24 protein-coding genes are annotated in these 26,027 nt (G+C 71.3%); 15 read left to right on the top strand and 9 right to left on the bottom strand.

The window, feature by feature from the left end:
* Positions 1-46 precede the first annotated feature (46 nt).
* The 5 genes from MUY22_RS22085 to rsmD form a co-directional block, all read right to left on the bottom strand.
* Positions 47-655, bottom strand: a complete 609-nt coding sequence (locus tag MUY22_RS22085) for a DUF177 domain-containing protein (RefSeq protein ID WP_247062155.1) — start codon at positions 653-655, stop codon at positions 47-49.
* 77 nt (positions 656-732) lie between these two features.
* Positions 733-1,461, bottom strand: coding sequence for a DivIVA domain-containing protein (locus MUY22_RS22080; RefSeq protein ID WP_247062153.1), 729 nt, complete (start codon positions 1,459-1,461; stop codon positions 733-735).
* 201 nt (positions 1,462-1,662) lie between these two features.
* Complete coding sequence (locus tag MUY22_RS22075) at positions 1,663-2,364, bottom strand: ribonuclease domain-containing protein (RefSeq protein WP_247062152.1); 702 nt, start codon at positions 2,362-2,364, stop codon at positions 1,663-1,665.
* A gap of 133 nt (positions 2,365-2,497) precedes the next feature.
* The gene (coaD, locus tag MUY22_RS22070; RefSeq protein WP_247062151.1) at positions 2,498-2,983 is read right to left on the bottom strand and encodes a pantetheine-phosphate adenylyltransferase; all 486 of its coding nucleotides are present in this window, start codon (positions 2,981-2,983) and stop codon (positions 2,498-2,500) included.
* A 42-nt stretch (positions 2,984-3,025) separates the two neighbouring features.
* Positions 3,026-3,586, bottom strand: coding sequence for a 16S rRNA (guanine(966)-N(2))-methyltransferase RsmD (rsmD, locus tag MUY22_RS22065; RefSeq protein ID WP_247062150.1), 561 nt, complete (start codon positions 3,584-3,586; stop codon positions 3,026-3,028).
* A gap of 123 nt (positions 3,587-3,709) precedes the next feature.
* Here rsmD and MUY22_RS22060 point away from each other — a divergent pair, with 123 nt between their 5' ends.
* On the top strand, positions 3,710-5,827 hold the full coding sequence (locus MUY22_RS22060; RefSeq protein ID WP_247062149.1) for an AAA family ATPase: 2,118 nt from the start codon (positions 3,710-3,712) through the stop codon (positions 5,825-5,827).
* A gap of 588 nt (positions 5,828-6,415) precedes the next feature.
* Here the strand turns inward: MUY22_RS22060 and MUY22_RS22055 are convergent.
* From MUY22_RS22055 to MUY22_RS22045, 3 genes are all read right to left on the bottom strand, one after another.
* Entirely contained in the window at positions 6,416-10,150 is a 3,735-nt protein-coding gene (locus MUY22_RS22055) for a hypothetical protein (RefSeq protein WP_247064041.1), read from the bottom strand.
* 93 nt (positions 10,151-10,243) lie between these two features.
* Positions 10,244-10,684: a Clp protease N-terminal domain-containing protein gene (locus MUY22_RS22050; RefSeq protein ID WP_247062148.1), complete on the bottom strand. Its 441-nt coding sequence runs from the start codon at positions 10,682-10,684 to the stop codon at positions 10,244-10,246.
* 7 nt (positions 10,685-10,691) lie between these two features.
* Positions 10,692-10,895 (bottom strand): hypothetical protein, encoded by a 204-nt coding sequence (locus MUY22_RS22045; protein ID WP_247062147.1) that lies wholly within the window; start codon positions 10,893-10,895, stop codon positions 10,692-10,694.
* A 57-nt stretch (positions 10,896-10,952) separates the two neighbouring features.
* Here MUY22_RS22045 and MUY22_RS22040 point away from each other — a divergent pair, with 57 nt between their 5' ends.
* The 13 genes from MUY22_RS22040 to MUY22_RS21980 all read left to right on the top strand — a co-directional run bounded on the left by MUY22_RS22040 (position 10,953) and on the right by MUY22_RS21980 (position 23,987).
* Positions 10,953-12,341: an FAD-dependent monooxygenase gene (locus MUY22_RS22040; protein ID WP_247062146.1), complete on the top strand. Its 1,389-nt coding sequence runs from the start codon at positions 10,953-10,955 to the stop codon at positions 12,339-12,341.
* Positions 12,342-12,367: 26 nt separating this feature from the next.
* Positions 12,368-13,342, top strand: coding sequence for an LLM class flavin-dependent oxidoreductase (locus tag MUY22_RS22035; protein ID WP_247062145.1), 975 nt, complete (start codon positions 12,368-12,370; stop codon positions 13,340-13,342).
* Positions 13,343-13,821: 479 nt separating this feature from the next.
* Entirely contained in the window at positions 13,822-14,616 is a 795-nt protein-coding gene (locus tag MUY22_RS22030) for an ABC transporter permease (protein WP_247062143.1), read from the top strand.
* Positions 14,617-14,618: 2 nt separating this feature from the next.
* On the top strand, positions 14,619-15,476 hold the full coding sequence (locus tag MUY22_RS22025) for an ABC transporter permease (protein ID WP_247062141.1): 858 nt from the start codon (positions 14,619-14,621) through the stop codon (positions 15,474-15,476).
* Positions 15,473-16,747 carry an MCE family protein gene (locus MUY22_RS22020; protein WP_247062140.1) on the top strand — a complete coding sequence of 425 codons (1,275 nt, stop codon included), beginning with the start codon at positions 15,473-15,475 and terminating at the stop codon, positions 16,745-16,747. Before MUY22_RS22025 ends, MUY22_RS22020 begins: the two co-directional genes overlap by 4 nt.
* The gene (locus MUY22_RS22015; RefSeq protein WP_247062138.1) at positions 16,744-17,748 is read left to right on the top strand and encodes an MCE family protein; all 1,005 of its coding nucleotides are present in this window, start codon (positions 16,744-16,746) and stop codon (positions 17,746-17,748) included. The genes MUY22_RS22020 and MUY22_RS22015 overlap by 4 nt, the downstream gene beginning before the upstream one ends.
* The gene (locus tag MUY22_RS22010) at positions 17,745-18,737 is read left to right on the top strand and encodes an MCE family protein (RefSeq protein ID WP_247062136.1); all 993 of its coding nucleotides are present in this window, start codon (positions 17,745-17,747) and stop codon (positions 18,735-18,737) included. The genes MUY22_RS22015 and MUY22_RS22010 overlap by 4 nt, the downstream gene beginning before the upstream one ends.
* The gene (locus MUY22_RS22005) at positions 18,734-19,765 is read left to right on the top strand and encodes an MCE family protein (RefSeq protein WP_247062134.1); all 1,032 of its coding nucleotides are present in this window, start codon (positions 18,734-18,736) and stop codon (positions 19,763-19,765) included. Before MUY22_RS22010 ends, MUY22_RS22005 begins: the two co-directional genes overlap by 4 nt.
* Complete coding sequence (locus MUY22_RS22000; protein WP_247062132.1) at positions 19,762-20,841, top strand: MCE family protein; 1,080 nt, start codon at positions 19,762-19,764, stop codon at positions 20,839-20,841. The genes MUY22_RS22005 and MUY22_RS22000 overlap by 4 nt, the downstream gene beginning before the upstream one ends.
* Entirely contained in the window at positions 20,841-22,049 is a 1,209-nt protein-coding gene (locus MUY22_RS21995; protein WP_247062129.1) for an MCE family protein, read from the top strand. Before MUY22_RS22000 ends, MUY22_RS21995 begins: the two co-directional genes overlap by 1 nt.
* Positions 22,037-22,537, top strand: a complete 501-nt coding sequence (locus MUY22_RS21990; protein ID WP_247062127.1) for a hypothetical protein — start codon at positions 22,037-22,039, stop codon at positions 22,535-22,537. Before MUY22_RS21995 ends, MUY22_RS21990 begins: the two co-directional genes overlap by 13 nt.
* Positions 22,537-23,262: a hypothetical protein gene (locus tag MUY22_RS21985; RefSeq protein WP_247062125.1), complete on the top strand. Its 726-nt coding sequence runs from the start codon at positions 22,537-22,539 to the stop codon at positions 23,260-23,262. The genes MUY22_RS21990 and MUY22_RS21985 overlap by 1 nt, the downstream gene beginning before the upstream one ends.
* 80 nt (positions 23,263-23,342) lie before the next feature.
* The gene (locus MUY22_RS21980; RefSeq protein WP_247062123.1) at positions 23,343-23,987 is read left to right on the top strand and encodes a hypothetical protein; all 645 of its coding nucleotides are present in this window, start codon (positions 23,343-23,345) and stop codon (positions 23,985-23,987) included.
* A gap of 43 nt (positions 23,988-24,030) precedes the next feature.
* Here the strand turns inward: MUY22_RS21980 and MUY22_RS21975 are convergent, their stop codons facing one another.
* Positions 24,031-24,903 carry a hypothetical protein gene (locus MUY22_RS21975; RefSeq protein ID WP_247062116.1) on the bottom strand — a complete coding sequence of 291 codons (873 nt, stop codon included), beginning with the start codon at positions 24,901-24,903 and terminating at the stop codon, positions 24,031-24,033.
* A gap of 439 nt (positions 24,904-25,342) precedes the next feature.
* Between MUY22_RS21975 and MUY22_RS21970 the strand changes: the two genes are divergently transcribed.
* Entirely contained in the window at positions 25,343-25,981 is a 639-nt protein-coding gene (locus MUY22_RS21970) for a DUF6801 domain-containing protein (RefSeq protein WP_247062115.1), read from the top strand.
* The last annotated feature ends 46 nt before the right edge of the window (positions 25,982-26,027 follow it).

The raw sequence follows: 26,027 nt of genomic DNA, 5'->3' as shown, positions 1-26,027 counted from the left end.
GCTCGCGGTGCGAGCGAACTTTCCTCACCGACGAGCTGGACGCTCGTCAGGCTTGCTCTTGCTCAGCGGGGTCCTGCGCAGGCTTTTCGCCCGCATTCTCGTCGAAGCGCTCGACCAGTGCGGCCCACCGAGGGTCTATCTTCTCATGCCCGTGTCCGGGCTCGAGATCGGCCCACTTGACGCCGCAGCCGATGCAGAGCCCGGCGCAGTCTTCGGTGCACAGCGGCGCCAAGGGCAGCGCCAGGACGACGGCGTCGCGGACGGTCGGCTCGAGGTCGATGCGGTCGTCGACCAGCCGCGGGATCTCGTCCTCGTCGGTGGTCTCCTCGGTGACCGACCCCGGGTAGGCGAACAGCTCCTGGACCTCGACCTCGACCTCCTCGACGAGCGGGTCGAGGCAGCGCGCGCAGTTGCCCTTCGCGGTCGCCGTCGCGGTGCCGCTGACGAGCACACCTTCGACGACGGACTCGAGCAGCAGGTCGAGCCGGAGCTCGGAGCCGGCGTCGATGGTGATGACATCGGGGACGCCCAGGGGCGTCTCCACCGGCACGCTGCGCTGCAGAGCGCGGCTGAGACCGGCGTGACGGCCGAGCTCACGGGTGTCGATCACCCACGGGCTGCGGCCATCGAGCTGGGGGGTCTTGTTCTCGGACATCCAGTCCAGAGTACGCACGGGGTGCCGGCCCGTTCGAGCTGGCACCCACGCGCGTCACCAAGCGGCCGAGAGGCTCGTCACACCTGATAGTCGTAGAGCGTCGGGCGGCCGCCGCTGTTGGGCAGGTTCGCCGGGGAACGCAGGTGGTTGCGGCCCGAGTCGACGGTGCGCAGCGTCGTCGCCAGCAGCTCCGAGAACTCCGCCAGCTTGCCGTCGACGTACGCGTCGCAGTCGCCGCGCTGGCGATCCGCTTCCGCGTGCGCCTCGTCGACGATGCGGGCCGATTCGGCGTGCGCCGCCTGGACGACCTCCGTCTGCGCGACCAGCCGGGACTGCTCGAGACGGCCGTCTTCGATGGCGCGGTCGTAGGCGTCGCGGCCGGCCTGGATCATCCGCTCCGACTCGCCGCGGGAGCGGTCGGTGAGGTTCTGGTACTCGGCCTGGCCCGCCGCGACCGTGCGGTCGGCCTGGTCGTGGGCGTCGGCGAGCATCTGCTCCGCCCGCGCCCGGGCGTCGGCCAGGATGCGCTCGGCCTCGTCGGTGGCCTCGGCGATCGCGCGCTCGGCCTCGGAGTTCGCCCCCGCGACCGTCTCGCCCGCCTCCTTGCGGGCGGCGTGGATCAGGTCGTCGCGCTTGTCCAGCACGTCCTGGGCGTCGTCGACCTCCGCCGGCAGTGCGTCGCGGACGTCGTCCAGGAGTTCGAGGACGTCGCCGCGGGGCACCACGCAGCTGGACGTCATCGGGACGCCGCGCGCCTCCTCGACGATGGTGACGAGCTCGTCGAGCGCCTCGAAAACCCGGTACACGGCAACTCCAATCCCCTGTCGCTAGGACCAGTCTGCCCTCATCCGGCGCCGAAGCGGTGAAGGCGCACGGCGCCGGGCGTGTCCGCGTCCCACGACCGGGTGAACGCCGGATCGGTGATCACCTTGACGAGCTGGTCGTGGGTCGCGCCGGGTCTCCCCCGTCCGTGTCCCGAATGGCCACGGACGAGGGAGTCACCGCGTTCAGGAGTTCAGGTCGACGGCCTTGAAGGTGACGTAGCGGTCGGGGGTGTAGGCCAGCTCGCCGGCCTTGCCGGAGATCACGCGGTCGTTCGTGCCGACGGCGAAGAGCTTGTAGTAGCCCGCCGCGCAGGCCGGGAGCACACCTTCGCGGTTCTCGTAGGTCGTGCCGGTGGACGCGCCGCCGCGGACGTTGTCCACCACGGTCTTCGCCGCCGCCGAGAGCTGCGAGTAGCCGATCTTCGCCAGGCCGGACAGGTTGCCGCACTGCGACGGCGTGCCGCCACCGCCGATGTCGACGACCTGGAAGGTGGCGTAGTGGTCGCCGGTGTAGAAGTACTCGCCGCCGCTGCCGGTCACGATGCGGCGCGTGCCGCGGTTGCTCGCGCCCGGGGTCGGCACCGTGTACTCGTGGTAGTAGCTCGTCGCGCAGGACGGCAGGATGCCCTCCCGGTTGTCGAACACGACGCCGTCGTTCTGCGGGTAGGGGAACGGCCCGCCCTTCTTGATGAGGTTGTAGGTCGTCGTGGCCTCGGCGGGCAGCGACGAGAGCGCCTTGTGCGTGAACCCGGCGAGGTTGCCGCACTGGTTCTGCGCCGCGACGGCGGGTGCGCTGGTGACCGCTTCGGCGGCGGTGACCCCGGTGAACAGCGTGGCCAGGAGCGCGAAGACAACCGCGACCAGGCGAGATCGGGAGTTGGTCATTTTCGGACCGTAACCCGATCGAGTGATCGTCAGAAGACGGGAATGTGAACTCCGCCGCTGCCGGCCCGAAGTCCCGACGTTCGTAGGGGGCCGATCGAGGGGAACCGGACGCGCGGGGCTCTCTTGTGGAGCGTCAGCGGCCGAGCGCGGGGAACTTCGCCGACAGCCGCTCGTAGACGATCTCGGGCACCAGGTGCTCGATGTCGCCGCCGAGGGCCGCGACCTCCTTGACCAGCGAGCTCGACACGAACCCGTACGCCGGGTTGTTCGCCATCAGCAGCGTCTCGACGCCGGTGAGCTCGCGGTTCATCTGCGCCATCTGCAGCTCGTAGTCGAAGTCGCTGACCGAGCGCAGGCCCTTGGCGATCGCCGCGATGTCGTTGTCGCGGCAGTAGTCGACCAGCAGGCCTTCCCACGAGTCGATCCGCACGTTCGGCAGCTTCGAGGTGATCTCGCGCAGCATCTCCAGGCGCTCTCCGAGTTCGAAGAGGCCCTTCTTGCTCTTGTTCACCCCCACCGCGACGACGACCTCGTCGAACAGCCTGCTCGCCCGCTCGATGATGTCGAGGTGCCCGTTGGTGGCCGGATCGTAGGAACCGGGACAGACCGCACGCCGCATGGCGCGGACGCTACCGTGCCCGCGCGCTCCACGCGGGGTGGTTCACACCACAGCCGCGAATTCCGCCCAATACACCGCGGTGTCGCCGTACTTCTTCGCGCGCGAGGGCTCGAAGCCGGCCGGCCAGTCCGGCTCGCCGTCACGCGCGGCGCGTTCGATCACGACCAGCGCGCTCTCGCCGAGCCAGCCGCCCTCGGCCAGCGCCGCGAGGACCTTGCCGAGGGCCGCGGCGTCCACGGCGTAGGGCGGGTCGGCGAGCACCAGGTCGTAGGCCCGCGGCGCCGGCGCGGCGACCACCGCCTCGACCTGGCCCGCGCGGACCGTGCCGCCCAGGCCCACCGTCGCGACGTTGCCGCGCAGGACGTCGACGGCGCGCCGGTCGGACTCGACGAACAGCGCGCCGGCGGCGCCGCGGGACAGCGCCTCCAGGCCGAGCGCGCCGGAGCCCGCGTAGAGGTCGAGCACGTGCGCGCCGTCCAGCTCGCCGGCCGTCCCGAGGGCGTTGAACAGGGCCTCCCGCACGCGTTCCGACGTCGGCCGGGTGCCCTTCGGGGGCACCTTCAGCCGCCGTCCGCCCGCCGTTCCGGCCACGATCCTGGTCACCCCCTGATTGTGCGGGGATGACACGGAGCACGGATGGCCGGGACATTGGTGAACCCGCCGGACGCAACGCGTAGAGTCGTTCTTCGCCCTCGGAGGCGATCCAGAGCTGTCAAGGAGCCATGCGTGTCGGAACCTCGGGTCAGACGGGCCGAGATCGCCATCGAACAAGCCCACGTCGATCACGTCTACACCCGTCTGGACGAACTGCGGACCCAGGCCGAGGCGATGCGCACCAAGGGCTACGAGCTCGGCCAGGGCGCGCAGCGCGAGGCGATCTTCGAGCAGGCGTCGATGCTGTTCGAGCGCGACATGATGGTGTACCACGCCAACCAGACGCTGCAGTCGCTCGACGCCGAGTACGAGGGCCTGGTCTTCGGCCGGCTCGACCTGCGCGAGGACGACGAACGCGTCTACGTCGGCCGGCTCGGCATCCGCGACGCGGAGTTCGACAACCTCGTCACGGACTGGCGCGCCCCGGCCGCGGCGGCGTTCTACCAGGCCACCGCCGAAGAGCCGATGGACGTCGTGCGCCGGCGGGTGATCCGCTGCTCCGGGCAGAACGTGCTGGACGTCGACGACGACGTGCTGATGGCCGACGCCGTGCCCGAGGACATGCAGATCGTCGGCGAGGGCGCGCTGATGGCCGCGCTGGGGCGCTCGCGCGGCGAGAAGATGCGCGACATCGTCGCGACCATCCAGAAGGAGCAGGACGAGGTCATCCGGGCGCCGTGGCGCGGCGTCACGGAGATCACCGGCGGGCCGGGCACCGGCAAGACCGCCGTCGCCCTGCACCGCGCCGCCTACCTGCTCTACCGCCACCGCCGTCAGCTCGGCGGGGCCGGCGTGCTCGTGATCGGGCCGTCCGGGGTGTTCACCAGCTACATCTCGCGCGTCCTCCCCTCGATGGGTGAGACGAACGTCGAGCTCCGCGCGCTCGGCGAGGTCCTCGACGGCCTGGAGGCGACGCGGCAGGACGCGGCGCCGCTGGCCGCGATCAAGGGCTCGCTGCGGATGCGGCGGGTGCTGCTGCGCGCGCTGCGCGACACACCGCCGGACGCGCCGGAGGAGATGCGGATCGTCTACCGCGGCGAGGTCCTCAAGCTGGACGCGCGCGAGCTGGAGAAGGTGCGCCGCAAGGCCCACACGCAGGGCGCGCCGCCCAACCGGTCGCGGATCCGGGCGGCGGAGATGCTGCTGGACGCGCTGGCGACGAAGGCCGAGGGGTACGCGAAGGCCGACGGCAAGCCGTTCGAGCGGGCCGACCTGGTCTCCGACCTCGGCGAGCGGATCGAGTTCCACCGCTTCCTGGTCGTGTGGTGGCCGGTGCTGTACCCGGCGCAGATCCTGAAGTGGCTGGGCGAGGAGAAGCGGCTGGCGGCGGCGGCGAAGGGCGTGCTGAACCGGCCGGAGATCTCGCTGCTGGCCGTGGACCTCGCGGACCGCTCGCGGGGCTGGTCGATCGCGGACGTCGCGCTGCTCGACGAGCTGCGGGTGCTGCTCGGGCCGCCGCCGAAGCGCAAGCGCCGTCAGGTGGTCGAGGGCGAGGTCGAGCGCGGCGGAGGCGGCACCACCCGGCCGGAGCACTACGACGAGTACTCGCACGTGGTCGTCGACGAGTCGCAGGACCTGTCGCCGATGCAGTGGCGGATGGTCGGGCGGCGCGGGAAGTACGCGAGCTGGACGGTCGTCGGCGACCCGGTGCAGAGCTCATGGCCGGACCCGGCGGAGGCGGCACAGGCCCGCGACCAGGCGTTCGGGGTCAAGACGACCCGGCGGCGGTTCACGCTGCGCACGAACTACCGGAACTCGGCCGAGATCTTCGACCTGGCGGCCAAGGTGGTGACCGGCCACGCGGAAGCGGGCGAGCTGCCGGTGGCGGTCCGCAAGACGGGCGTCGAACCGGACGTCCGCCCGGTCGAGCCGGCCGGCCTCGCGTCGGCGACCCAGGCCGCGGTGAAGGAGCTGCTCGGCGCGGTCGAGGGCACGGTCGGCGTGATCACGGCGATGGACCGCGTCCCGGAGGTCGCGGGCTGGCTGGCGGACCAGGCGGACGAGCGGCTGAAGGTCGTGGGCAGCCTGGATTCGAAGGGCCTGGAGTACGACGCGGTGGTCCTGGTCGAGCCGATCGACCTGGTCACGGAGTCGACGACCGGACGCCGGGTGCTGTACGTGGCGCTGACCCGCGCGACGCAGCAGCTGACCGTGCTGGCCTCGAACCCCGACTGGATCCCGGCGGGCTGAGCCGCTCGGTCTGGCGCTCCCGGGGAGCGGCGAGGTCTTGCCCGAGCGGACACGGCGAGGGCGGGAATGGCTCGCGTGGCCTGAAGCGGAACCCACGTGATCCGGGCCGGAACTCACGTGATCCGGGCCGGAACCCACGTGATCCGAGCCGGAACCCACGTGATCCGAGCCGGAACCCACGTGATCCGAGCCGGAACCCACGTGATCCGAGCCGGAACCCACGTGATCCGAGCCGGAACCCACGTGATCCGAGCCGGAACCCACGTGATCCGAGCCGGAACCCACGTGATCCGGGCCGGAACTCGCGTGATCACAGGCGGAACTCGCGTGATCCGGGGCGTGACTCGCTCCCACACGGGATCCCGGCGGGCTGAGCCGAGCCCGGGAAAGCTGAAGGGCTCCTTCGAGGGGCGGGAGGCAACTTCCCGTGCCCTTGAAGGAGCCCTTCAGACCCCCGGTGAGCGAAACGTTCGTGGGACGCGTCCGTCCGAGGGCATGTCTAGTCGATCCGGGTTGTTCGGTGTCCGCGATCGGCTACCGAACAACAACGCCGAACAACGTCGTTGCGCCGTTCAAGGGCAGCGCGGGTCAAGGACAGGGTGGCGCGTAGTCCAGGCCCGGCAGGCTCGCCGTCCACTCGTCCTGTGTGATGCGTGGGGCCGCGATCGCGCAGATCCGCTCGGCCGCGCGATCGGGATCCGTTTCCTGCACCCGGACCGTGCCGTCCGCGACGGCTCCGGCGAGCGTGTGACCGTCCGGGGCGTACCGCACGGCGTAGACGCGGTCGCGTTCCTCGGGCAGGACCGCGCGCGGCGCCGCCGTGCCGACGTCCCACAACCGGATCGTGCGGTCGTAGCCGCCGGAGGCGAGCGTGTGGCCGTCGCCGCTGAACGACACCGCCATGACGATGTCGGTGTGCCCGGTCAGCACCGCCGCCGGGCGCGCGGGGGCGACGTCCCACAGCCGGACCGTGCGGTCGGCGCTCGCCGTGGCGACGCGCTTGCCGTCGGGGCTGAAGGCGATCGAGAAGATCGTGTCCGTGTGCCCTTCGAGCTTCGCGAGCGGCTTCGGCGCGCGCGGCGCCGAGACGTCCCACAGCCGCGCCGTGTGGTCCCAGCCCGCGGTGGCCAGCGTCCGGCCGTCGGGGCTGAACGCGAGGGTGTGGACGTCGTCGGCGTGGCCTTCCAGCCGGGCGATCTCGACCGGGTGCGCGCGGTCGGCGAGGTCCCAGAGCCGCGCCGTGTGCCCTTCGCCCGCGGTGGCCAGGAGCCGGCCGTCCGGGCTGAACGCGACCGCGTCGATGTCGTCGCCCGGCCGCGAGAACACCACCGGCGGCCCGGGTTTCGCCGGGTCGGTGATGTCCCGCAACGTCATCGTGTGGTCCCAGCTGCCGGTGGCCAGCGTCCGGCCGTCGGGGCTGATCGCGACGCCGCAGACCGCGTCGCCGAAGCCGTCGATCGTGGCCAGCGGGCGCACCGTGCCCAGGTCGCGCAGCCGCACCGTCTTGTCGTAGCCGCCGGTGACGAGCAGGCCGCCGGGGCCGAAGTCCACGTCGCACGCCTTGTCCGTGTGCGCGGGGACGGCGGGCCCCGGCAGGTCCCAGAGCCGGGCGGTCTGGTCGTCGCTGGCCGTGGCCAGAGTTCTGCCGTCCCGGCTGAACACCGCCGAGCCGACGGCGCCGGTGTGCCCCGGCAGCGGCGCCGGCTCGCGCGGCCGCCGCGGGTCGGCGACGTCCCACAGCCGCGCCGTGCGGTCGAACCCGGTGGTCGCGAGGGTGCGCCCGTCGGGGGTGAACGCGACCGACCGCACGATCGCCTTGTGCGCGAGGAGCGCCGAAAGCTGCGCCGGCCGCGCCGGGTCCGTGACGTCCCACAGCCGCGCGCTCTGGTCGGCGCTCGCCGTCGCGAGCGTGTGACCGTCGGGGCTGAAGGCCACCGAGTGCACGACGTCGGTGTGCCCGGTCGCGACGCCGAGCGCGCGGCGGCCGGCGACGTCCCAGAGCCGCGCCGTCTCGTCCGCCGACGCCGAGGCGAGCAGCCGGCCGTCGGCGCTGAAGGCCAGGTTGTTGACGTACGACGTGTGCCCGGTCAGCTCCCCCACCTGCTTGCGGCTCGCCGTGTCGTACAGCCGGAGCGTGCCGTCGACGTCGCCGGTGGCCAGCAGCGGGCCGGCCGGGCTGAACGCGACCGCGTACGCCTTGCCCTCGTGGCGTTCCACGACGACGCCGGGCCCGGGCCGGTGCGGGTCGGTGACGTCCCAGACCCGGACGGTCCCGTCGAAGCCCGCGGTGGCGACGGTCCGGCCGTCGGCGGCGAAGGCGACGTTGTTGACGTTGCCGGTGTGTCCGCTCAGCCTGGCGAGCGGCGCCGGGTGGTGCGGGTCGCGGACGTCCCACAGCCGGGCCGTGCCGTCCCAGCTCGCGGTGGCCAGCACCTGCCCGTCCGGCCGCAGGGCGACGGTGTTGATCCGGCCGGTGTGCCCGGTGAGCCGCGTCGAATACGGCGTCGCGAACACGCCGAGGACGGCGCCGCGCGCGTCGGCGGCCGGGTCGAGGCGGTACGCGGCGAGCGCGAGCTGCGCGGCGAGCGCGGGGTTGGTGGCGCGCATGGCCAGCGCTTGGCCGGCGACCTTCTGCGCGAGCGCGCTGTTGCGCTGGCCGGTGGCGGTGGACTCGGCGCGCACCGCGTAGGCCGTCGCGCCGACGGCGAAGACCAGCAGCACGGCCAGGAGCGCGACCAGCTGACGCAACCGCCGCGTGCGACGGCGTTCCCGCTGCTGCTCGGCGTGCTCGACGGCGAGGCTGGCGTCGAGGAACCGCCGTTCCCGCTGGGACAGCACGGAGTCCTGGCGCGCGGCCCACTCCCGCGCGATCGCGAGCCGGGTGCCGCGGTAGAGCCAGCCGGGGTCGCGCTCGACCGACTCCCAGGCGTCGGTCGCCTCGGTGAGCTGCCGGTGCACGCGCAGGCCTTCGCGGTCTTCGGTGAGCCACTCGCGCAGCCGCGGCCAGCCGCGGATGAGGGCCTCGTGCGCGATGTCGATGCCGGTGTCGTCGAGGGTGACCAGCCGGGCCGCGGCCAGTTCGGCGAGGACGACGGCGGTGTCGTCGTCCTCGGTGTCGAGCTCGTCGCGGCTGAGCCGGCGCTTGGTGTCCTCGGTGCCCTCGCCGAGCGCGGTCATCCGGAGGAAGATCTGCCGCGCCAAGCGTTGCTGGCGCGCGGAGAGCGTGGCGAACGTGCCTTCGGACGTCTGCGCGACGGCCCGCTCGATGCCGCCGGTGGACTCGTAACCGGCCAGGGTGAGAGTCGTGCCGCGACGGCGTCGCCACGTTTCGAGCAGCGCGTGCGAGAGCAGTGGCAGCACGCCGGGCTGGCCGGTGGCGTCCGCGACCAGCCGCGAGACGAGCGCGTTCTCGACGCGGTAGCCGGCGTCGACGGCGGGGCGCGAGATCGCCTGCCGCAGCTCTTCGGTCGTCATCGGGCCGAGGAGGACCTGTGCGTCCTGCATGGCTTCGGCGAGGTCCGCGTGGCGCGCGCAGTGGGTGTAGAAGTCGGTGCGGATGCCGAGCACGACGCGGGTCCGGCTGCCGGGTTCGGTGGTCGCGGTGACCAGCGCGGCGAGGAACGCGGCGCGCTCGCCGGCGTCCTGGCAGAGCGTGAAGACCTCTTCGAACTGGTCGACGACCAGGACGACGTCTTCGTCTTCCTCGCGGACGAGCTGCCGGGCGGCGAGGCCGAGGTTGCGCGGGTGGGCGGTGAAGTCGTCGAGCAACGCGCCGGGTGCGACCCCGAGCGCGGCGGCGAACTCGACCGCGCACTCCTGCAGCGGCCGGGCGCCCGGGGTGAGCAGCACGAGGCGGCCGCGGACGGCGGGGAGGAGACCGGCGCGCAGCAGCGAGGACTTGCCCGAGCCGGACGCGCCGAGGACGGCGAGAAAACGCTGTCTCGAAAGGCGCGTCGTGAGCTTTTCGACCAGCCGTTCCCGGCCGAAGAACCGGCTCGCGTCGGCGGCGCCGAACGCGGCCAGGCCGACGTACGGCGGCGATTCCCCGGCTTCCGGCTCGGCCGGTGCATCGGCGCCGCTCCGGTCGTCCGCGACCTCGTGCCAGCGCTTTTCCCAGTCGCCGGGGGTGCCACCGCAGGCGCGGACGTAGGCCAGAGTCACGGCCAGGCTGGGGAGTTTCCGCCCGCCGGCGGCCTCGGAGAGCGTGCCGGCCGAGTAGTGCGCGCGCCGGCCGAGCTCGCGGTAGGTGGGATTCCCGGCGCTCTCGCGCAATCGCCGGAGATCGGCGGCGAAGTCGGTGAGCAGGTCGTCCCCGGGATCCAGCGGTCGCTCCGGACGCGGCACCCGTCCTCCTTTGCGGTTCCGGTGCGCCACACGGTATCCGGTCGGACATGACTCAGAGGGAAAAGGCGGATTTCACAATCGGCGCCGGACTTCCCGCTGGTCGACGCCGAGCGCGGCGAACAGGTCCGCGGCCGGATCCGGCGGGGTCACCGACAACAGCGCCCGCAGCAGCTCCACCGGATCCCGGCGCCGCGGCACGCCGCGGATCGCCTCGTTGACCACCGCCCGGGCGTTCGACGTCAGCGCTCCCGGCGTCAGCTTCGCGCGTCGCCGGGGGGCGGGTGCCGGGCGGAGGCCTTCGACGTCGATGCCCAGGGCCGTCAGGGCTTCGCGGTCCAGGCGGTCGAGGGCGGCGTGGGCCGCGGCCAGGTCGACGCCGAGGGCCTGCGCGCAGCCGGCGTTGTGGAGCAGGCCGAGCAGCAGGTGTTCGGTGCCGAGCCGGCGGTCGCCGCGGCGGCGGGACTCTTCGAGGGCCTCCGCGACGACCGAGGCGAACGGGCTCTTGGCGATCATCCGGCCCTCACTTCCCGTGCTTCGTGTGCACCGACTGCCGGGCCACGCCCAGGGCGTCGCCGATCTGCTCCCACGACCAGCCGCGGTCCCGGGCGTGCGCGACCGCCGCCGTCTCGACCTGCTCGGCCAGCCGGTGCAGCGCGCCGACGGCCCGCAGCGCGACCGCGGGGTCGGTTTCGGAAACCCGGCCCGAAAGCTCTTCCGCCTCCATGGCATGTCAGTCTAGCCTGACATCGGACGTCAGTTCAAACTGACAGAGGAGGCCATGATGGATGTCGCAGTGATCGGAGCGGGCCCGGTGGGCCTGATGCTGGCGGCGGAGCTGCGGCTCGGCGGGGTCGCGGCCTTGGTCCTCGACCGGCGGACCGTCCCGGACGAGCGGCCGCGCGCGAACGGCCTCGGCGGCCGGATCGTCGAGCAGCTCGACCATCGAGGGCTGTTCGAGAGATTCGCAGCCGAAGCGGCGTTCGCCGGGCCGTTCCCCGGGTTCCCATTCGGGCCGGTGCCGCTGGACTTCACGAAACTCGGCAGCCCGCCGCTGCGTGGGCTGATGCTGCAACAACCCCGGATGGAGGCGCTGCTCGCCGAACGCGCCACCGAACTCGGCGTCGAGATCCGGCGTGGGCACGAACTCGTGGACCTCCACACCGTTCGCGGCCCGGACGGCGAGTACCGGCTGGACGCGCAGTACGTCGTCGGCTGCGACGGCGCGCACAGCCGCGTCCGCGAGCTGGCCGGCATCGGGTTCCCCGGCACGACCGACGACGAGCTGCTGCGGTTCGGGCACTTCCGGACGGACCGGCCGTTCGACCTCTTCACCACGGCTCACGGCCTGCGCCGGGGCTGGAACCGCCGGCCGGGCGGGCGGGTGCTGGTGACGTCGCTGACGCCGGGCGTGGTGATCGCCGGCGTCCGGGAGGTGACGCCGGAACCGGCCGGCGAGCCGACGTTCGACGAGTTCCGCGAGAGCGTCCGGCGGGTACTCGGCGCCGACCTGCCGCTGGGCGAGCCGCTGTGGCTGTCGCGGACGGTCAGCTCGGCCCGGCTCGCCGAGCACTACCGGGCCGGCCGATTCCTGCTGGCCGGCGACGCCGCGCACCTCTTCCCGGCCGGCGGCTCGTCGCTGAACGTCGGGCTGCTGGACGCGGTCAACCTCGGCTGGAAGCTCGCCGCCGTCGTCCGCGGTGAGGCCGGTGACGGCCTGCTCGACAGCTACGGTTCCGAACGCCGTCCGGTGGCCGCGCGGACGTTGACCCAAACCCGCGTCCAGGCCCTGCTCGAACGGCTGACCGGCGAGGACGGCGACGCGCTGCGGACGCTCTTCGGCGAGCTGGCCGCGTTCGAGGAGCCGACGCGGCACCTCGCCGGGCTGCTGCGCGACGCCGACGACCTGCCGTACGTCCCCGATCTGGCGCTGACCGTCGACGGCGAGGCCACTCGGGTGGCGGAGATCATGCGGGCCGCCCGGACCGTACTATTCGACTTCGCGGACCGCGCCGACCTGCGGGAAGCCGCCGGATCGCGCGTGAAGATCGTCACAGCCACCTGCGCGGAGGCGATGTCGGACGCGCTTCTCGTGCGTCCGGACGGCGTCGTGGCGTGGAGCGGCGGTGATCCGGCGGCGTTGCGGGAAGTTATCGGGACACCGGGGCGTTGACCCCGGTTGTGAGCTCACTGCCTGATGTGCCGCTGTCCGTGCTCGATCTGTCCCCGGTGTCCGAGGGGATCAGCATCGGGGAGACGTTGCGCAACACCCTCGACCTCGCCCGCGCCACCGAGCGGCTGGGCTTCAACCGCTACTGGCTGGCCGAGCACCACAACATGCCCGGCATCGCCAGCTCGGCGACGGCGGTGCTGATCGGGCACGTCGCCGACGCGACCGAGCGCATCCGCGTCGGCTCCGGCGGGGTCATGCTGCCCAACCACGCGCCGCTGGTCGTCGCCGAGCAGTTCGGCACCCTGGAGGCGTTCCACCCGGGCCGCATCGACCTGGGCATCGGCCGCGCGCCGGGCACCGACCAGCGGACGGCGCTCGCGCTGCGCGGGCCGGGCGGGCTGTCGGCGGAGAACTTCCCGGAGCACCTGCAGGAGCTGATCGGCTACTTCACCCACTCGGAGGCCCGCGGGGTCAACGCCGCCGTCGCCGAGGGCAACCAGCCGCCGGTCTGGCTGCTGGGTTCGAGCGGCTTCAGCGCGCAGCTCGCCGGGCGGCTCGGGCTGCCGTTCTCCTTCGCGCACCACTTCGCCGCGGAGAACACGATCCCGGCGGTGCAGCTCTACCGCGACAACTTCCGGCCCGGTGCGCTCGACGAGCCGTACGTGATGCTCGGGACGTCCGTGGTCGCCGCCGAGACCGACGAGCGCGCCCAGTTCCTGGCCGGGCCGTCCGGCTTGACGTTCCTGAGCCTGCGCCGCGGCCGCCCGATCGCCATGCCGACGCCCGAGGAGGCGGCGGAGTACCCGTACACCGAGATGGACCGCGCGTTCCTCGCCGACCGCTTCGGCTCGAGCATCATCGGCTCGCCGGAGACGGTCCACAAGGGACTCCAGCAGCTCCTCGACGACACGGACGCCGACGAGCTGATGATCACGACGATGGTCCACGGCCACGCGGACCGCGTCCGGTCCTACGAGCTGGTCGCCGGCCTCAAGTCCTGACGGGCTTCCGGAACGCCGGCGCACGGCCGGCGTTCCGGACATCTCCGGCGAACAGGCGTACCGGAAGGGTCGCGTGGCTGGACGGGCGTCGTTCTTGCGCTTACCCTGCCGGGCAAACTTCCGGCAGGGTTGATGTGTCGTCCATTCGGGTAGACGTGCGTGCCGGGAATGGGCCGGACTGTGCAGGGGTGAACAGTGCGCGCGCCCGGAGCCGTGATTTCCTTTCCTCGGTTGACAACAAGATCCGGGCCGTTTGTCAGTAATCGACAAGAAATGCGCGGTTACCAGGCCGTGACCGCGTGATCATGCTCAAGTTCTTGTCTCCCAGCAGGGCCGTGGTTAGCGTACCGACCAGTAGGAAACGGCACGGTGACCCCCGAGACCGTGAATGGCCGACATGAGATAGCCCGTTCGGACCAGTTCATTTGCTCACCTCGGGTGTATTCGTCGTGCCCGCGAAACACTGGGGAGGCACTCGAATGGCCGAACGGACGACGACGACGTCGTTCCCCGGGGCCGCCGCACTGCGGCAGACCGGGCGGCTTTACGCGCTCGGCCTCGACGTCGTCCGGCTGACGTTCCGGCGTCCCTTCCAGACGCGCGAGCTGATCCAGCAGTTCTGGTTCATCGCGAGCGTCTCGATCCTGCCGACGGCCCTGGTGTCGATCCCGTTCGGCGCGGTCATCGCGCTGCACATCGGGTCCCTCACCACGCAGATCGGCGCACAGTCGTTCACCGGCGCGGCGAGCGTGCTGGCCATCATCCAGCAGGCCGCCCCGATCGTGACGGCGCTGCTCATCGCCGGCGCCGGCGGCAGCGCGATGTGCGCCGACCTGGGCTCGCGGACCATCCGCGAAGAGATCGACGCGATGGAGGTGCTCGGCGTCTCGCCGGTCCAGCGCCTGATCGTGCCGCGGGTGCTCGCCGCGATGGGCGTGGCGATCTTCCTCAACGGCATGGTGAGCGTGGTCGGCGTGCTCGGCGGCTACTTCTTCAACGTCGTCATGCAGCACGGCACCCCGGGCGCGTACCTGGCGAGCTTCTCCGCCCTCGCCCAGCTGCCCGACCTGTGGATCAGTGAGATCAAGGCGCTCATCTTCGGCTTCGTCGCCGGGGTCGTCGCCTCCTACCGCGGGCTCAACCCCAAGGGCGGGCCGAAGGGCGTCGGCGACGCGGTCAACCAGTCCGTGGTCATCACGTTCCTGCTGCTGTTCGTGCTGAACCTGGTGCTCACCACCGTCTACCTGCAACTCGTGCCGCCCAAGGGGAGCTGAACGTGACCACCACGGAAGTCCCCGCCACACGCGGCACGCGGGTGCGCGAAGCCGTCGACCGCCGGTTCGGGTTCCTCGACACCCTCGGCGACCAGATCCTGTTCTTCCTGCGCGCGATCGCCTGGATCCCGCGGGCGCTGCGCCGCTACCTGCGCGAAGTCGTCCGGCTGCTGGCCGAGGTCAGCTTCGGCAGCGGCGCGCTCGCCGTCATCGGCGGCACGATCGGCGTGATGATCGGGATGACCGTCGCCACCGGCACGGTCGTCGGGCTGCAGGGCTACTCCGCCCTCAACCAGGTCGGCACGTCGGCGTTCGCCGGGTTCGTCTCGGCCTACTTCAACACCCGCGAGATCGCGCCGCTCGTCTCCGGCCTCGCGCTGAGCGCCACCGTCGGCTGCGGGTTCACCGCGCAGCTCGGCGCGATGCGCATCTCCGAGGAGATCGACGCGCTCGAGGTCATGGGCATCCCGAGCGTCCCGTACCTGGTGACGACGCGCGTGATCGCCGGTTTCCTCGCCGTCATCCCGCTCTACGCGATCGGCCTGCTCTCGAGCTACCTCGCCTCGCGGCAGATCACCGTGTGGTTCTTCGGCCAGTCCGCGGGCACCTACGACCACTACTTCCTGCTGTTCCTGCCGCCCGGCGACGTGCTCTGGTCGTTCGGGAAGGTCCTGGTGTTCAGCGTCGTCGTGGTCCTGGCGCACTGTTACTACGGCTTCCGCGCGAGCGGCGGCCCGGCCGGCGTCGGCGTCGCCGTGGGCCGCGCGGTGCGCACCGCGATCGTCGCGATCAGCGTCCTCGACTTCTTCCTGTCCCTGGCCATCTGGGGCGCGACGACCACCGTGCAGGTGGCCGGATGAGACGCGATACCCGCCGGAAGGCCGGGGTCCGCACCGCCGGGGTGCTGTTCCTGGCCGTGATGGGCGTGCTGGTCACGCTGTCCATCAAGGTCTACGACAAGGACTTCGTCAGTACAGTGCCGGTGACGCTCAAGGCGAGCCGCATCGGCAACCAGCTCTCCCCCGGCGGCCAGGTCAAGGCCCGCGGCGTGCTGGTCGGCGAGATCCGCGACGTCAAGGCGACGCCGGAAGGCGCGGAGGTCGCGCTGGCCCTGGAGCCGGGCAAGGTCGACATGCTGCCCAAGGACGTCTCCGCGTTGCTGGTCCCGAAGACGCTGTTCGGCGAGCGGTACGTCCAGCTGTCCATCCCGGACGGCGACCAGGGCCCGCACCTGAGCGCGGGTGACGTCATCGCGCAGGACCGCTCGGCCAACGCGATCGAGCTGGAGCGGGTCTTCGACAACCTGCTGCCGCTGCTCAAGGCCGTCCAGCCGCAGAAGCTCGCGACGACGCTGACCGCGGTGTCGACGGCGCTGCAGGGCCGCGGCGAGCAGCTCGGGCAGACGATCGACACGGCCGCGAGCTACCTCAAGGAGTTCAACCCCAACCTGCCGCAGCTCACCTCGGACATCCGGGACCTGGCCACGGTTTCCCAGGTGTACGGCGACATCGCGCCCGATCTGCTCGACGCGCTCACCGCCTCCGCCGTCACGCTCAACACGGTCAAGGAGAAGCAGGCCGACCTGGCCGGGGTCTACCAGCAGGTGACGTCGTCGTCGCAGGAGATCACGACGTTCCTGCAGAACAACCACGACAACCTCATCTCCCTGGCCGCCGACAGCCGCGCGCCGCTGGAGATCGCCGCGAAGTACTCCCCCAGCTTCGCCTGCACCCTCGCTTCGCTGAACGCCCTGAGGGGATCCATGGACAAGGTGCTCGGCGCGGGCACGAACGAACCGGGCCTGCACGCCGAGGTCGCGGTGACCGCCGACAGCGGCAAGTACCTGCCCGGCAAGGACGACCCGCGCTTCACCGACGGCGGCGAGCCCCGCTGTTACCCCTCCGGCGTCGCCCCGACCGCCGGCACCGCCGCGGCCACCCCCGGTGCCACCGGCCACCCGCTGCTGCCCGGCGGTCAGGGTGACCTCGGCGTCGCGAACTCGCCGCAGGAACAGCAGCTGCTCGCCACGCTCGTCGCGCCGTCGATCGGCGTGCCGGACGCGCAGGTGCCCGGCTGGAGCAGCGTGCTCGTCGGCCCGCTCTACCGCGGCACGGAGGTGAAGCTCAAGTGAGGAACATCGCCTCCCCGCTGATCAAGAGCCTCGTCTTCATCGTCGTCACCGCGCTCGCCACAACGCTGCTGGCCATCTCCATCACGAACTCCGGCCTCGGCGGCTCGAAGCCGTACTCGGCGAAGTTCCTCGACGCCACCTCGCTCAACGTCGGCGACGACGTGCGCATCTCCGGCGTCCGGGTCGGTCAGGTCGAGTCACTCGACATCAGCGACCACAACCGGGCGCGGATCGGGTTCTCCCTCGACAGCGGCCGCCGGCTGCCCGCCGACGTCCACGCGGTCATCAAGTACCGCAACATGGTCGGGCAGCGCTATATCGCGCTGGAGCGCGGCACCACCGCGACGCGGGACCTGCTGCCCGAAGGCGGCGAGATCCCGCTGGACCGGACGACACCCGCGTTGGACCTCACCGACCTGTTCAACGGCTTCAAGCCGCTGTTCCAGGCCCTCTCGCCCAACGACGTCAACGAGCTCTCCGGCGAGATCGTCCAGGTGCTGCAGGGTGAAGGCGGCACCGTCGAGAGCCTGCTCGCCCACACCGGCTCGCTGACCACCACCCTCGCCGGGCGCGACCAGGTGATCGGCGAGGTGATCGGGAACCTCAACACGGTCCTGAAGACGGTCAACGGCAAGGGTGACGCGCTCGCGAACCTCGTCTCCACGCTGCGGCAGCTGGTGTCCGGGCTGGCCGGCGACCGCGCCGCGATCGGCGACGCCATCAGCGGCATCGGCGACCTCACCCAGTCGACCGCCGGGCTGTTCGAGCAGGCCCGCCCGCCGCTCAAGGCCAGCATCGCCGGCCTGCAGGGCGTCGCCGGGAACCTGGCCCAGAACCAGTCCGATGTGGACGCTTTCCTGACGAACCTGCCGGTCAAGTTCACCGAGATCGGCCGGGTCGCCTCCTACGGCTCGTGGATGAACTTCTTCCTCTGCCGCGCCACCCTGGAAACCACGCCCCAGCGCGGTGTCTACGTCCCGACGCCGAGGTGTGAGTCGTGAAGTCCTTCAAGGAGCGCAACCCGCTCGTCCTCGGTGTGCTCGGCAGCGTCGCGCTGGCCGCGCTGCTCACCGTCACGTTCAACTACGACAACCTGCCGATCGTCGGCGGCGGCACGACGTACGAGGCCGAGTTCTCCGAGGCGGCCGGCCTGCAGGCCGACGACGAGGTCCGGATCGCCGGCATCAAGGTCGGCGAGGTGCGCGACGTCGCGCTGGCCGACGACCACGTGCTCGTGTCGTTCCGGGTCAAGGACGCCTGGGTCGGCGACCGCACGTCCGTCCAGATCAAGATCAAGACGTTGCTGGGCCGCAAGTTCCTCGCGCTGGACCCGAGCGGCGACGCCGTGCAGAACCCGGACCAGGCGATCCCGCGCACCCGGACCGTCACGCCCTACGACGTCACCGATGCCTTCAACGGGCTCGCGAACACCGTCGGCTCGATCGACACCAAGCAGCTCGCGGACAGCTTCACGACGTTGTCGGACACCTTCCGCAACTCCCCCGAGCACGTCCGCAGCGCGCTCGACGGGCTGTCCCAGCTGTCGAAGACGGTGTCGAGCCGCGACAGCCAGATCTCCGAGCTGCTGGCCAACGCCCGGACGCTGACCACGACGCTGGCGAACTCGAACGACGACTTCGAGAAGCTGATCGACGACGGCAACCTGCTGCTCACCGAGCTGAACCGGCGCCGCGACGCGATCCACGACCTGCTCACCGGCTCGGCCCGGCTCGCCGACCAGCTCAGCGGGCTGGTGCAGGACAACACCGCGCAGCTCAAGCCCGCGCTGCAGGCGCTCAACCAGGTGACGGACCTGCTCAAGCGGCAGAACGACAACCTGACCAAGGGCCTGCAGCTGGCCGGGCCGTACTTCCGCGTCGTCACCAACACGACCGGCAACGGCCACTGGATCGACGCCTACCTCTGCGGCCTGCTGCCCGAGAACCACGACCCGTGCGTCCCGCCGAAGAACCCGGGAGGGACCAAGTGAGCGCGCTGACCACCACCAGGGCCGGGGTCCTGACCAGCCGGTTCATCGCCGCCGCCCTGCTGCTCGCGCTCGTCGTGACGGCCGCGTTGTGGTGGGTGTTCGCCGGCAGCGGCCAGCACCACGTCACGGCGTTCTTCTCCCGCGCGGTCGGCGTCTACCCCGGCTCCGACGTCCGCGTGCTCGGCGTCCGGATCGGCGAGGTCGACAAGGTCACCCCGCGCGGCGAGCAGGTGCAGGTCGACATGAGCGTCGACGGCTCGGTCGGCGTCGCCCAGGACACGACGGTCCTGGTGATCGCGCCCAGTGTCGTCGCCGACCGCTACGTCCAGTTCGCCAAGCCGGCCCGCGGCGGGCCGCGGCTGCCGGACGGCGCGTCGATCCCGGTGCAGCGCACGGCGACGCCGGTGGAGCTCGACCAGCTCTACGCCAGCCTCGACTCGCTCACCAAGGCCCTCGGCCCGAACGGCGCGAACTCCCAGGGCGCGCTGTCGGACCTGCTGAAGACCGGCGCGGCGAACCTGCAGGGCAACGGCCAGGCGTTCAACGACAGCGTCAAGAACTTCGCCCAGCTGGCCCGCACGCTGGCCGGCAACTCGGGCGACCTGTTCGGCACCGTCGACGAGCTCCAGCAGTTCACGACCATGCTCTCGACCAACGACCAGCAGGTCAGCAGCGTCAACCAGCAGCTCTCGCAGGTGTCGGGCACGCTGGCCGCCAACAGCGGCGAGCTGGCCCACGCCCTCGACGGCCTGGGCCGCGCGCTCGGCGACATCCAGGGGTTCATCCGCGACAACCGGGGCGCGCTCAAGGCCAACGTGGACAACCTGGTGACGACGACGCAGACGCTCGTCGAGCAGCGCGCCTCGCTGGCCGGCACGCTCGACGCCGTCCCGCTGGCCGTGACGAACGTGCTCAACGCGGTCGACCCGGACACCGGACGGCTGCTCGGCCGGGCGAACCTCGACTACTACCAGGAACTTCCGCTGCCGGTCACCGGCGACGTCTACACCAACGGGGGCGGACGATGAAGCGGGCCCTCGCCGCCGCGGCCGTCGGCTGCCTCCTGCTCACCGGCTGCTCGTCGGGTGAATTCAAGGGCGTCTACGACCTGCCGCTGCCCGGTGGCGCCGACGTCGGCGCCCACCCGTACGACGTGACCGTGCAGTTCGCCGACGTCCTCGACCTCGTGCCGCAGGCCGCGGTGAAGGTGGGCGACGTCCCGGTCGGGCGCGTCCGGGAGATCCGGCTCGGCACCGACGGCTGGACGGCCGAGACCGTGCTCGAGGTCAACGGCGACGTCGTGCTGCCCGCCAACGCCGTCGCGCGGCTGCGCCAGTCCAGCCTGCTGGGCGAGAAGTTCGTCGAGCTGGCGCCACCGGACGACACCACGGCCGCGCAGAGTGGCCCGCGGCTCGCGAACGGCGCCACGATCACCCTGGACCGCACCAACCGCAACCCCGAGTTCGAAGAGATCTTCGGCGCGTTGTCCCTGCTGCTCAACGGGGGCGGGATCGGGCAGCTGCAGACGATCAACCGCGAGCTGTCGAAGGTGATGGACGGCAACGAGGAGCAGATCCGCTCGTTCCTGGGCGGGGTCGACAGCCTGATGACCGACCTGGACGCGCACCGCTCCGACATCACCGAGGCGCTCGACGGCCTCAACCGCCTGTCGGCGACGCTGGCGAACCGGCACGAGCAGGTTTCCGGCGCGCTGACCGACCTGACGCCCGGCCTGCAGTCGCTGACCGAGCAGCGCACGCAGCTCGTCTCGATGCTGCAGTCGCTCGACCGGCTCTCGACGGTGGCCACCGACGTCGTCGACCGCAGCCGCGACGACCTGGTCGCCGACCTGCGCTCGCTCGCGCCGATCCTGCAGCAGCTGGCCAAGGCCGGGGACGACCTGCCGCAGTCGCTGCAGATGCTGCCGACGTTCCCGTTCCCCGACTCGGTGCTCCCCGCGGTGAAGGGCGACTACATCAACGTCTACACGTCGATGATCCCGGCGGCCGGCGTGCCGCTGCCGCCGCCCGGCCAGGGCGTCCCGCCCGGCCTGCCGACGCTCCCGCTGCCGAGCGGCGAAGCCCGCGTCTCCGGAGGCCGCTGATGCTGACGCGCAGAGTGCGGATCCAGGTGGTCCTGTTCGTCATCATCGCCCTGGCCACGACGGCGTTCGTGGGCGCGAACTACGCGGGTCTCGGCCGGTTGTTCGGCTCCGGCAGCTACACGGTCAAGCTGGAGCTGGCCGAAGGCGGCGGCCTGTTCACCAACGGCGAGGTGACCTACCGCGGCGTCGCCGTCGGCCGGGTCGGCGAGCTGCGGCTCACCACCACCGGCACCGAGGCCGACCTGCTCATCGACGACGGCGCCCCGCCGATCCCGGAGAACTCCCAGGCCGTGGTGGCGAACCGGTCCGCGGTCGGCGAGCAGTACGTCGACCTGCAGCCGCGCACGGCCGACCGGCCGTACCTGGCCCAGGGCTCGGTGATCCGGCGCGAGTCGACGACGCTGCCGCTGCCGGTGAACAACCTGCTGACGGACCTGGACTCCTTCACCGCGTCCGTGCCGACGCAGGACCTGCGCACGGTGGTGAACGAGCTCGACGACGCCCTGCGCGGCGCCGGCCCGGACCTGCAGACGCTGATGGACTCGGCGACGACGTTCACCCAGGAAGCGAGCACGCACCTGCCGCAGACGTCGAAGCTGATCGGCGACGGCGCGACCGTGCTGCGCACCCAGGTCGACTCCGCGGCCGAGTGGCGCTCGTTCAGCAGCAACGCCAAGGTGTTCGCCCAGCAGCTGGCGAACTCCGACGGCGACCTTCGGCGGCTGATCGCGACCGCGCCACCCGCGGCGTCGGAACTTTCGAGCCTCTTGAAGGAGAACGACCCGGGCCTGCCGATCCTGCTGGCCAACCTGCTGACGACGTCCCGGGTGTTCGCCACCCGCACCGACGCCGAGCAGCAGTTCCTGGTCAACACGCCCAAGGCCGTCGCGGCCGTCGGCTCGGCGCTGAACGACCGGGGCACCGCGCTGCGGATGGGGCTGGTGCTGAACTTCGACAACCCGCCGCCGTGCCGGCAGGGCTACGAGGACACCCCGCACCGGGCGAGCACCGACGTCTCGCCGCTGCCGTTCCGGACCGACGCGGCGTGCACGCTGCCCTACGGGAACGAGAGTTCGGTGCGCGGCACGCAGAACGCGCCGCACCCGGCCGTGCCGGCCCCGGCCGTGCCGGGCGGGCTGACCGGCCCGCTCGGGTTCGGCACCCAGGCGACGTCGACGAGCCTCGAGGAGATGCTGTGGCTGCGGTGAAGTACCTGCCCCTGGTGCTGGTGGCGGCGGCCGCGGTGTTCGCGGGCGCGTCGGGCTACGCGTGGTACTCGGCGTCGAACGACCCGGCCCTGACCTACGGCGCCGCCCGCGACGACGCCCTCTCCAGCGGCCGGACGCTGGTGACGGAGCTGAGCAGCCTGGACTACCACGACGTCGACGGCGGTCTCGGCCGCTGGCTGGCGGCGTCGACGGGCCCGCTGCACGACCAGCTGGCCCACACGGACGACACGACGAAGAAGACCCTCGCGGCGAACGCCACGGTGGCGACGGGCCGCGTCCTGGACGCGGCGTTGAGCGAGCTGGACGAGCACGCGGGCACAGCGAAGCTCCTGGCCTCGGTGGAGATCACGATGGCGAAGCAGGGAACGGCCCCGGCGGTCAAGCGCAACCGGTTCGCGGCGGCGCTGACGCGCACGCCGGACGGCTGGAAGCTGAGCGCGCTCGACCAGCTGCCGGTGGGTGCGTGATGAGCCGGACGGAAGAGATCACGGCGATCGAGGAAGCCGACGAGCGCGACCTCGTCGCCGAGCCCGAGCCCGACACCGCTACCGACGCTGTCGCCGTCGAGACCGAGACCGAGACCGAGACCGACGAGCCCGACGTCGTCCCCGAGGCAGCTGATGCGGACGAAGCGGACTCCACCGAAGCGGCACTTTCACGTGAAAGTGCCGCTTCGACCCGGCGGCCGGCCTGGCTGCGGCTGCCCGCGCTCCTGCTGGCCGCCGCTCTCCTGCTGACCGGGGCCGGCGTCTGGTTCACCCTCGAAGCGCGGTCCGCATCGGGGAACCCGGCCGCCGGCAACCTCGCCCTCACCGACGTCGGCGCCACCGCCGACGTCACCTCGGCCGTCACGCTCGCCATGAACCGGATCTTCTCCTATTCCTACGACAAGACCGACGTCACCGAGAAGGCCGCCGCGGCCGTGCTGCGCGGTGCCGCGAAGAATTCCTACGACAAGCTCTTCGCACAGGTTCGCGAGAAAGCGCCCCAGCAGAAACTCGTGCTCACTTCGCGTGTTTCGGCGATCGCCGTGCAGGATCTCCGGAATGGTCACGCGCGGTTACTCGTCTTTCTCGACCAATCAGCCGTACGGGCCGACAACAATGCGACCGACAGTGCCGCGGCCCAGCTTTCCGTGACCGCGGAACACACCGGCGACGGCTGGGTCGTCACCGAACTCGAACCGCGCTGAGTCCGTTCCACCGAATAGCGCACTTCACCGGTTCCGGAAGCGTCCGGAACCGGCCGGGAAAATCGCAAGGGAGAACAACTATGTCCGTGGCAACGCAGCTGAAGAGACTGGCTGTGCTCACGTCGGCGGCGGCCGTCGTGCTGACCGGGGTCGCCGTGACACCCGCGTCGGCCGACGTCATTCCCATCCCGGTGTCCTACAAGGTCACCGGCTCCACCACGGTCAAGAAGACCGGCAGCGCCTTGAAGCTCGGCCCGGGCAGCCTCAAGGGCAACCTGCTGATCGACGACCAGACCGGCTCGGTCGGCCTCAGCGCCGACCTGACCCTGCCGCCGGCGCAGGCCGACATCTCACTGCTGTCCGGGATCTTCCGGATCAAGGCGAAGGTGAAGGTCACGCCGCTCGGCCCGGCCACCGGCACGATCGCCGACGGCAACCTCGTCACCAAGGCCAAGGCCAGCATGGAGATCTACGACATCTGGGCCGGCCCGATCGTGCCGATCATCCCGCTGCCGACCGTGCCGGGCAGCTGCAAGACGAAGACCCCGCTCGACCTGACGCTGAGCGCGCAGGACATCGACATCACGGCGCCCGCGATCACCGTCAAGGGCACCTACACGATCCCCGAGTTCAACAACTGCTTCATCGCCGACATCGCGCTCGGCGCGCTGATTTCCGGGCCGGGCAACACGATTTCGCTCGACCTCGCCAACGACGCCACCTGATCCGGCCGCGGGTGGCGGGCTTCCGGGCCCGCCACCCGCTGGTTCAGCAGGCCGCGGTCGGGTCTTCCTTGAGCGCGAAGCTGTCGTTGTCCCCGGCGGACACGCCGAAAACCGGGCCGCACCAGATGAACGTCGACTCGCCGACGACGTTGGACCCCCAGCTCACCACCGTTCCGTCGGCTTTGTAGGCGACGTTGTGGTTGAACCCGGCGTCGACGCCCACGACGCCCGACTGGGCTTCCGGCGGCACCTCGGTCTGGTGCAGGCTGTCGCGGCCCCACGCGTAGACGCGGCCGCCCTTGAGCGCCAGGCTGTGGTTGAACCCGGCGGACACCGCCGTGACGCCGGACGTGAGCCCGGCCGGCACCGTCGTCTGGCCGTAGGTGTTGCTCCCCCAGGCCAGCACCCCGCCGTTCTTGATGGCCAGGTTGTGGTCGCCCCCGGCGGAAATCGCGGTGACGCCCGTCTGCGCGGCGGCCGGCACGTCGGTCCGCGTCCCCCAGCTCACCACCAGCCCGCCCTGCTTGAGGGCCAGGCTGTGCATGTTGGACGTCGAGATCGCGATGACGCCGCTGCTCACCGACGCGGGCAGGGTGGTCTGGCCGTACCAGTTGTTCCCCCAGGCCAGGACCTTGCCGCTCTTGAGGGCCAGTTCGTGCCCCCAGCCGGACGCGATCTGGCTGACCCCGGACGTCGCCGCCGCGGGGATCTGGTTGGCGCCCCAGTTGTTCGCGCCCCACGCGAGGACCGCGCCGCCCTTCAGCGCCAGCGCGGTCGTGCTGCCCGCCGACACCGCGGTGACCCCGGTCAGCGCGTCCGGCGGCGGGATCGTGACGTCGTAGTCCGGCTTGCCCCAGGCGAGCACGCCGCCCACGGTGGCCGCGTTCGCGGGCAGCGCGCACAGCGACGCCGCCATAACCGCGGACACCGTGAATACGGCTCCGCCGAGCGATAGCCGTCCACAACGGGAAGTACCGGGCACGGTAGCCTCATTTCTCCGGTTTCGTTATCCGGGATTGCCTCGGCAAGATCACAAATGGTAGACCGTTCGGCACAGCGGTTCGCCGCCGTGACCGCACTTTGTCACAATCCGCCAAATCCGCGACCGAGCCTACGCGGCGGGACACAAGAAATCGATACACCCGCACGGGCTCTCACCCACGCAAGGACGAAGTCTTGTTCCGTACTGAACTGGCGAGTAGCCTCGATTTCGGCAGATGGACCTCCACCTCGCACGCCGGTGAATCGCGTCCCGCCACCCGGGGCAATGGGGTCGGGTGAACGCGATGGGGGCACGGCGGCGAGAAATCGATCAGCCAAAGCCGAGACTGAACTGAATCAAAGGAGATGAAGCCATGTCCCGACTCAGCAGGCTGTCCGCCGGTATCGCCACCACCGCGACCGCCATCGGCGCCATCGCGGTGCTGACGGCCGGCGTCGCGTCGGCCGCGACGATCACCTACGCCGCCGGCGGCGCGGCGGGGCTCACCTACAACTGCACCTTCCCCGGTATCTCGCCGCAGCCGGTCGCGATCAAGGCGCAGCTCAACGCGCCCGACGTCGTCGTGCACGGCACCACCATCACCCCCACCGCCGTGGGTGGCACCGCCGCCATCAGCGCGACCGTGCACTCGCTGCTCACCGCGGTCGGTTACGACGGCATCCGCGGCACGGCGACCGTCCCGGTCACCGCGTCCTCGGGGACGCTGTCGTCCGGGTCGGCCAGCGGGCTGAACATCCCGCAGGTGATCTACCCGACCGGCGGGGGGATCACGGTGAACATCTCGCAGGTCGCGACGTCCAGCATCCCGAACTGGACCGCCCCGGCCGCCGCGGGTTCCGCCACCCTGTCGCTCACGAGCGGCCTGACGGCGAACCTGGAGTTCCACAAGAAGTCGACCAACACCTGGTCGCCGTGGACGATGAACTGCACCCTGAAGGTGACGAGCCCGGCGCAGAACCTCGCGTTCAGCCCGAGCATCACCGTCTCCTGACCGGACGTCCCGGTGCGGGCCCCCTCGACGGGTCCGCACCGGGACT

This window comes from Amycolatopsis sp. WQ 127309 (genome assembly GCF_023023025.1).
GTDB lineage: Bacteria > Actinomycetota > Actinomycetes > Mycobacteriales > Pseudonocardiaceae > Amycolatopsis.
This window is presented reverse-complemented; position numbering and strand designations above follow the sequence as displayed.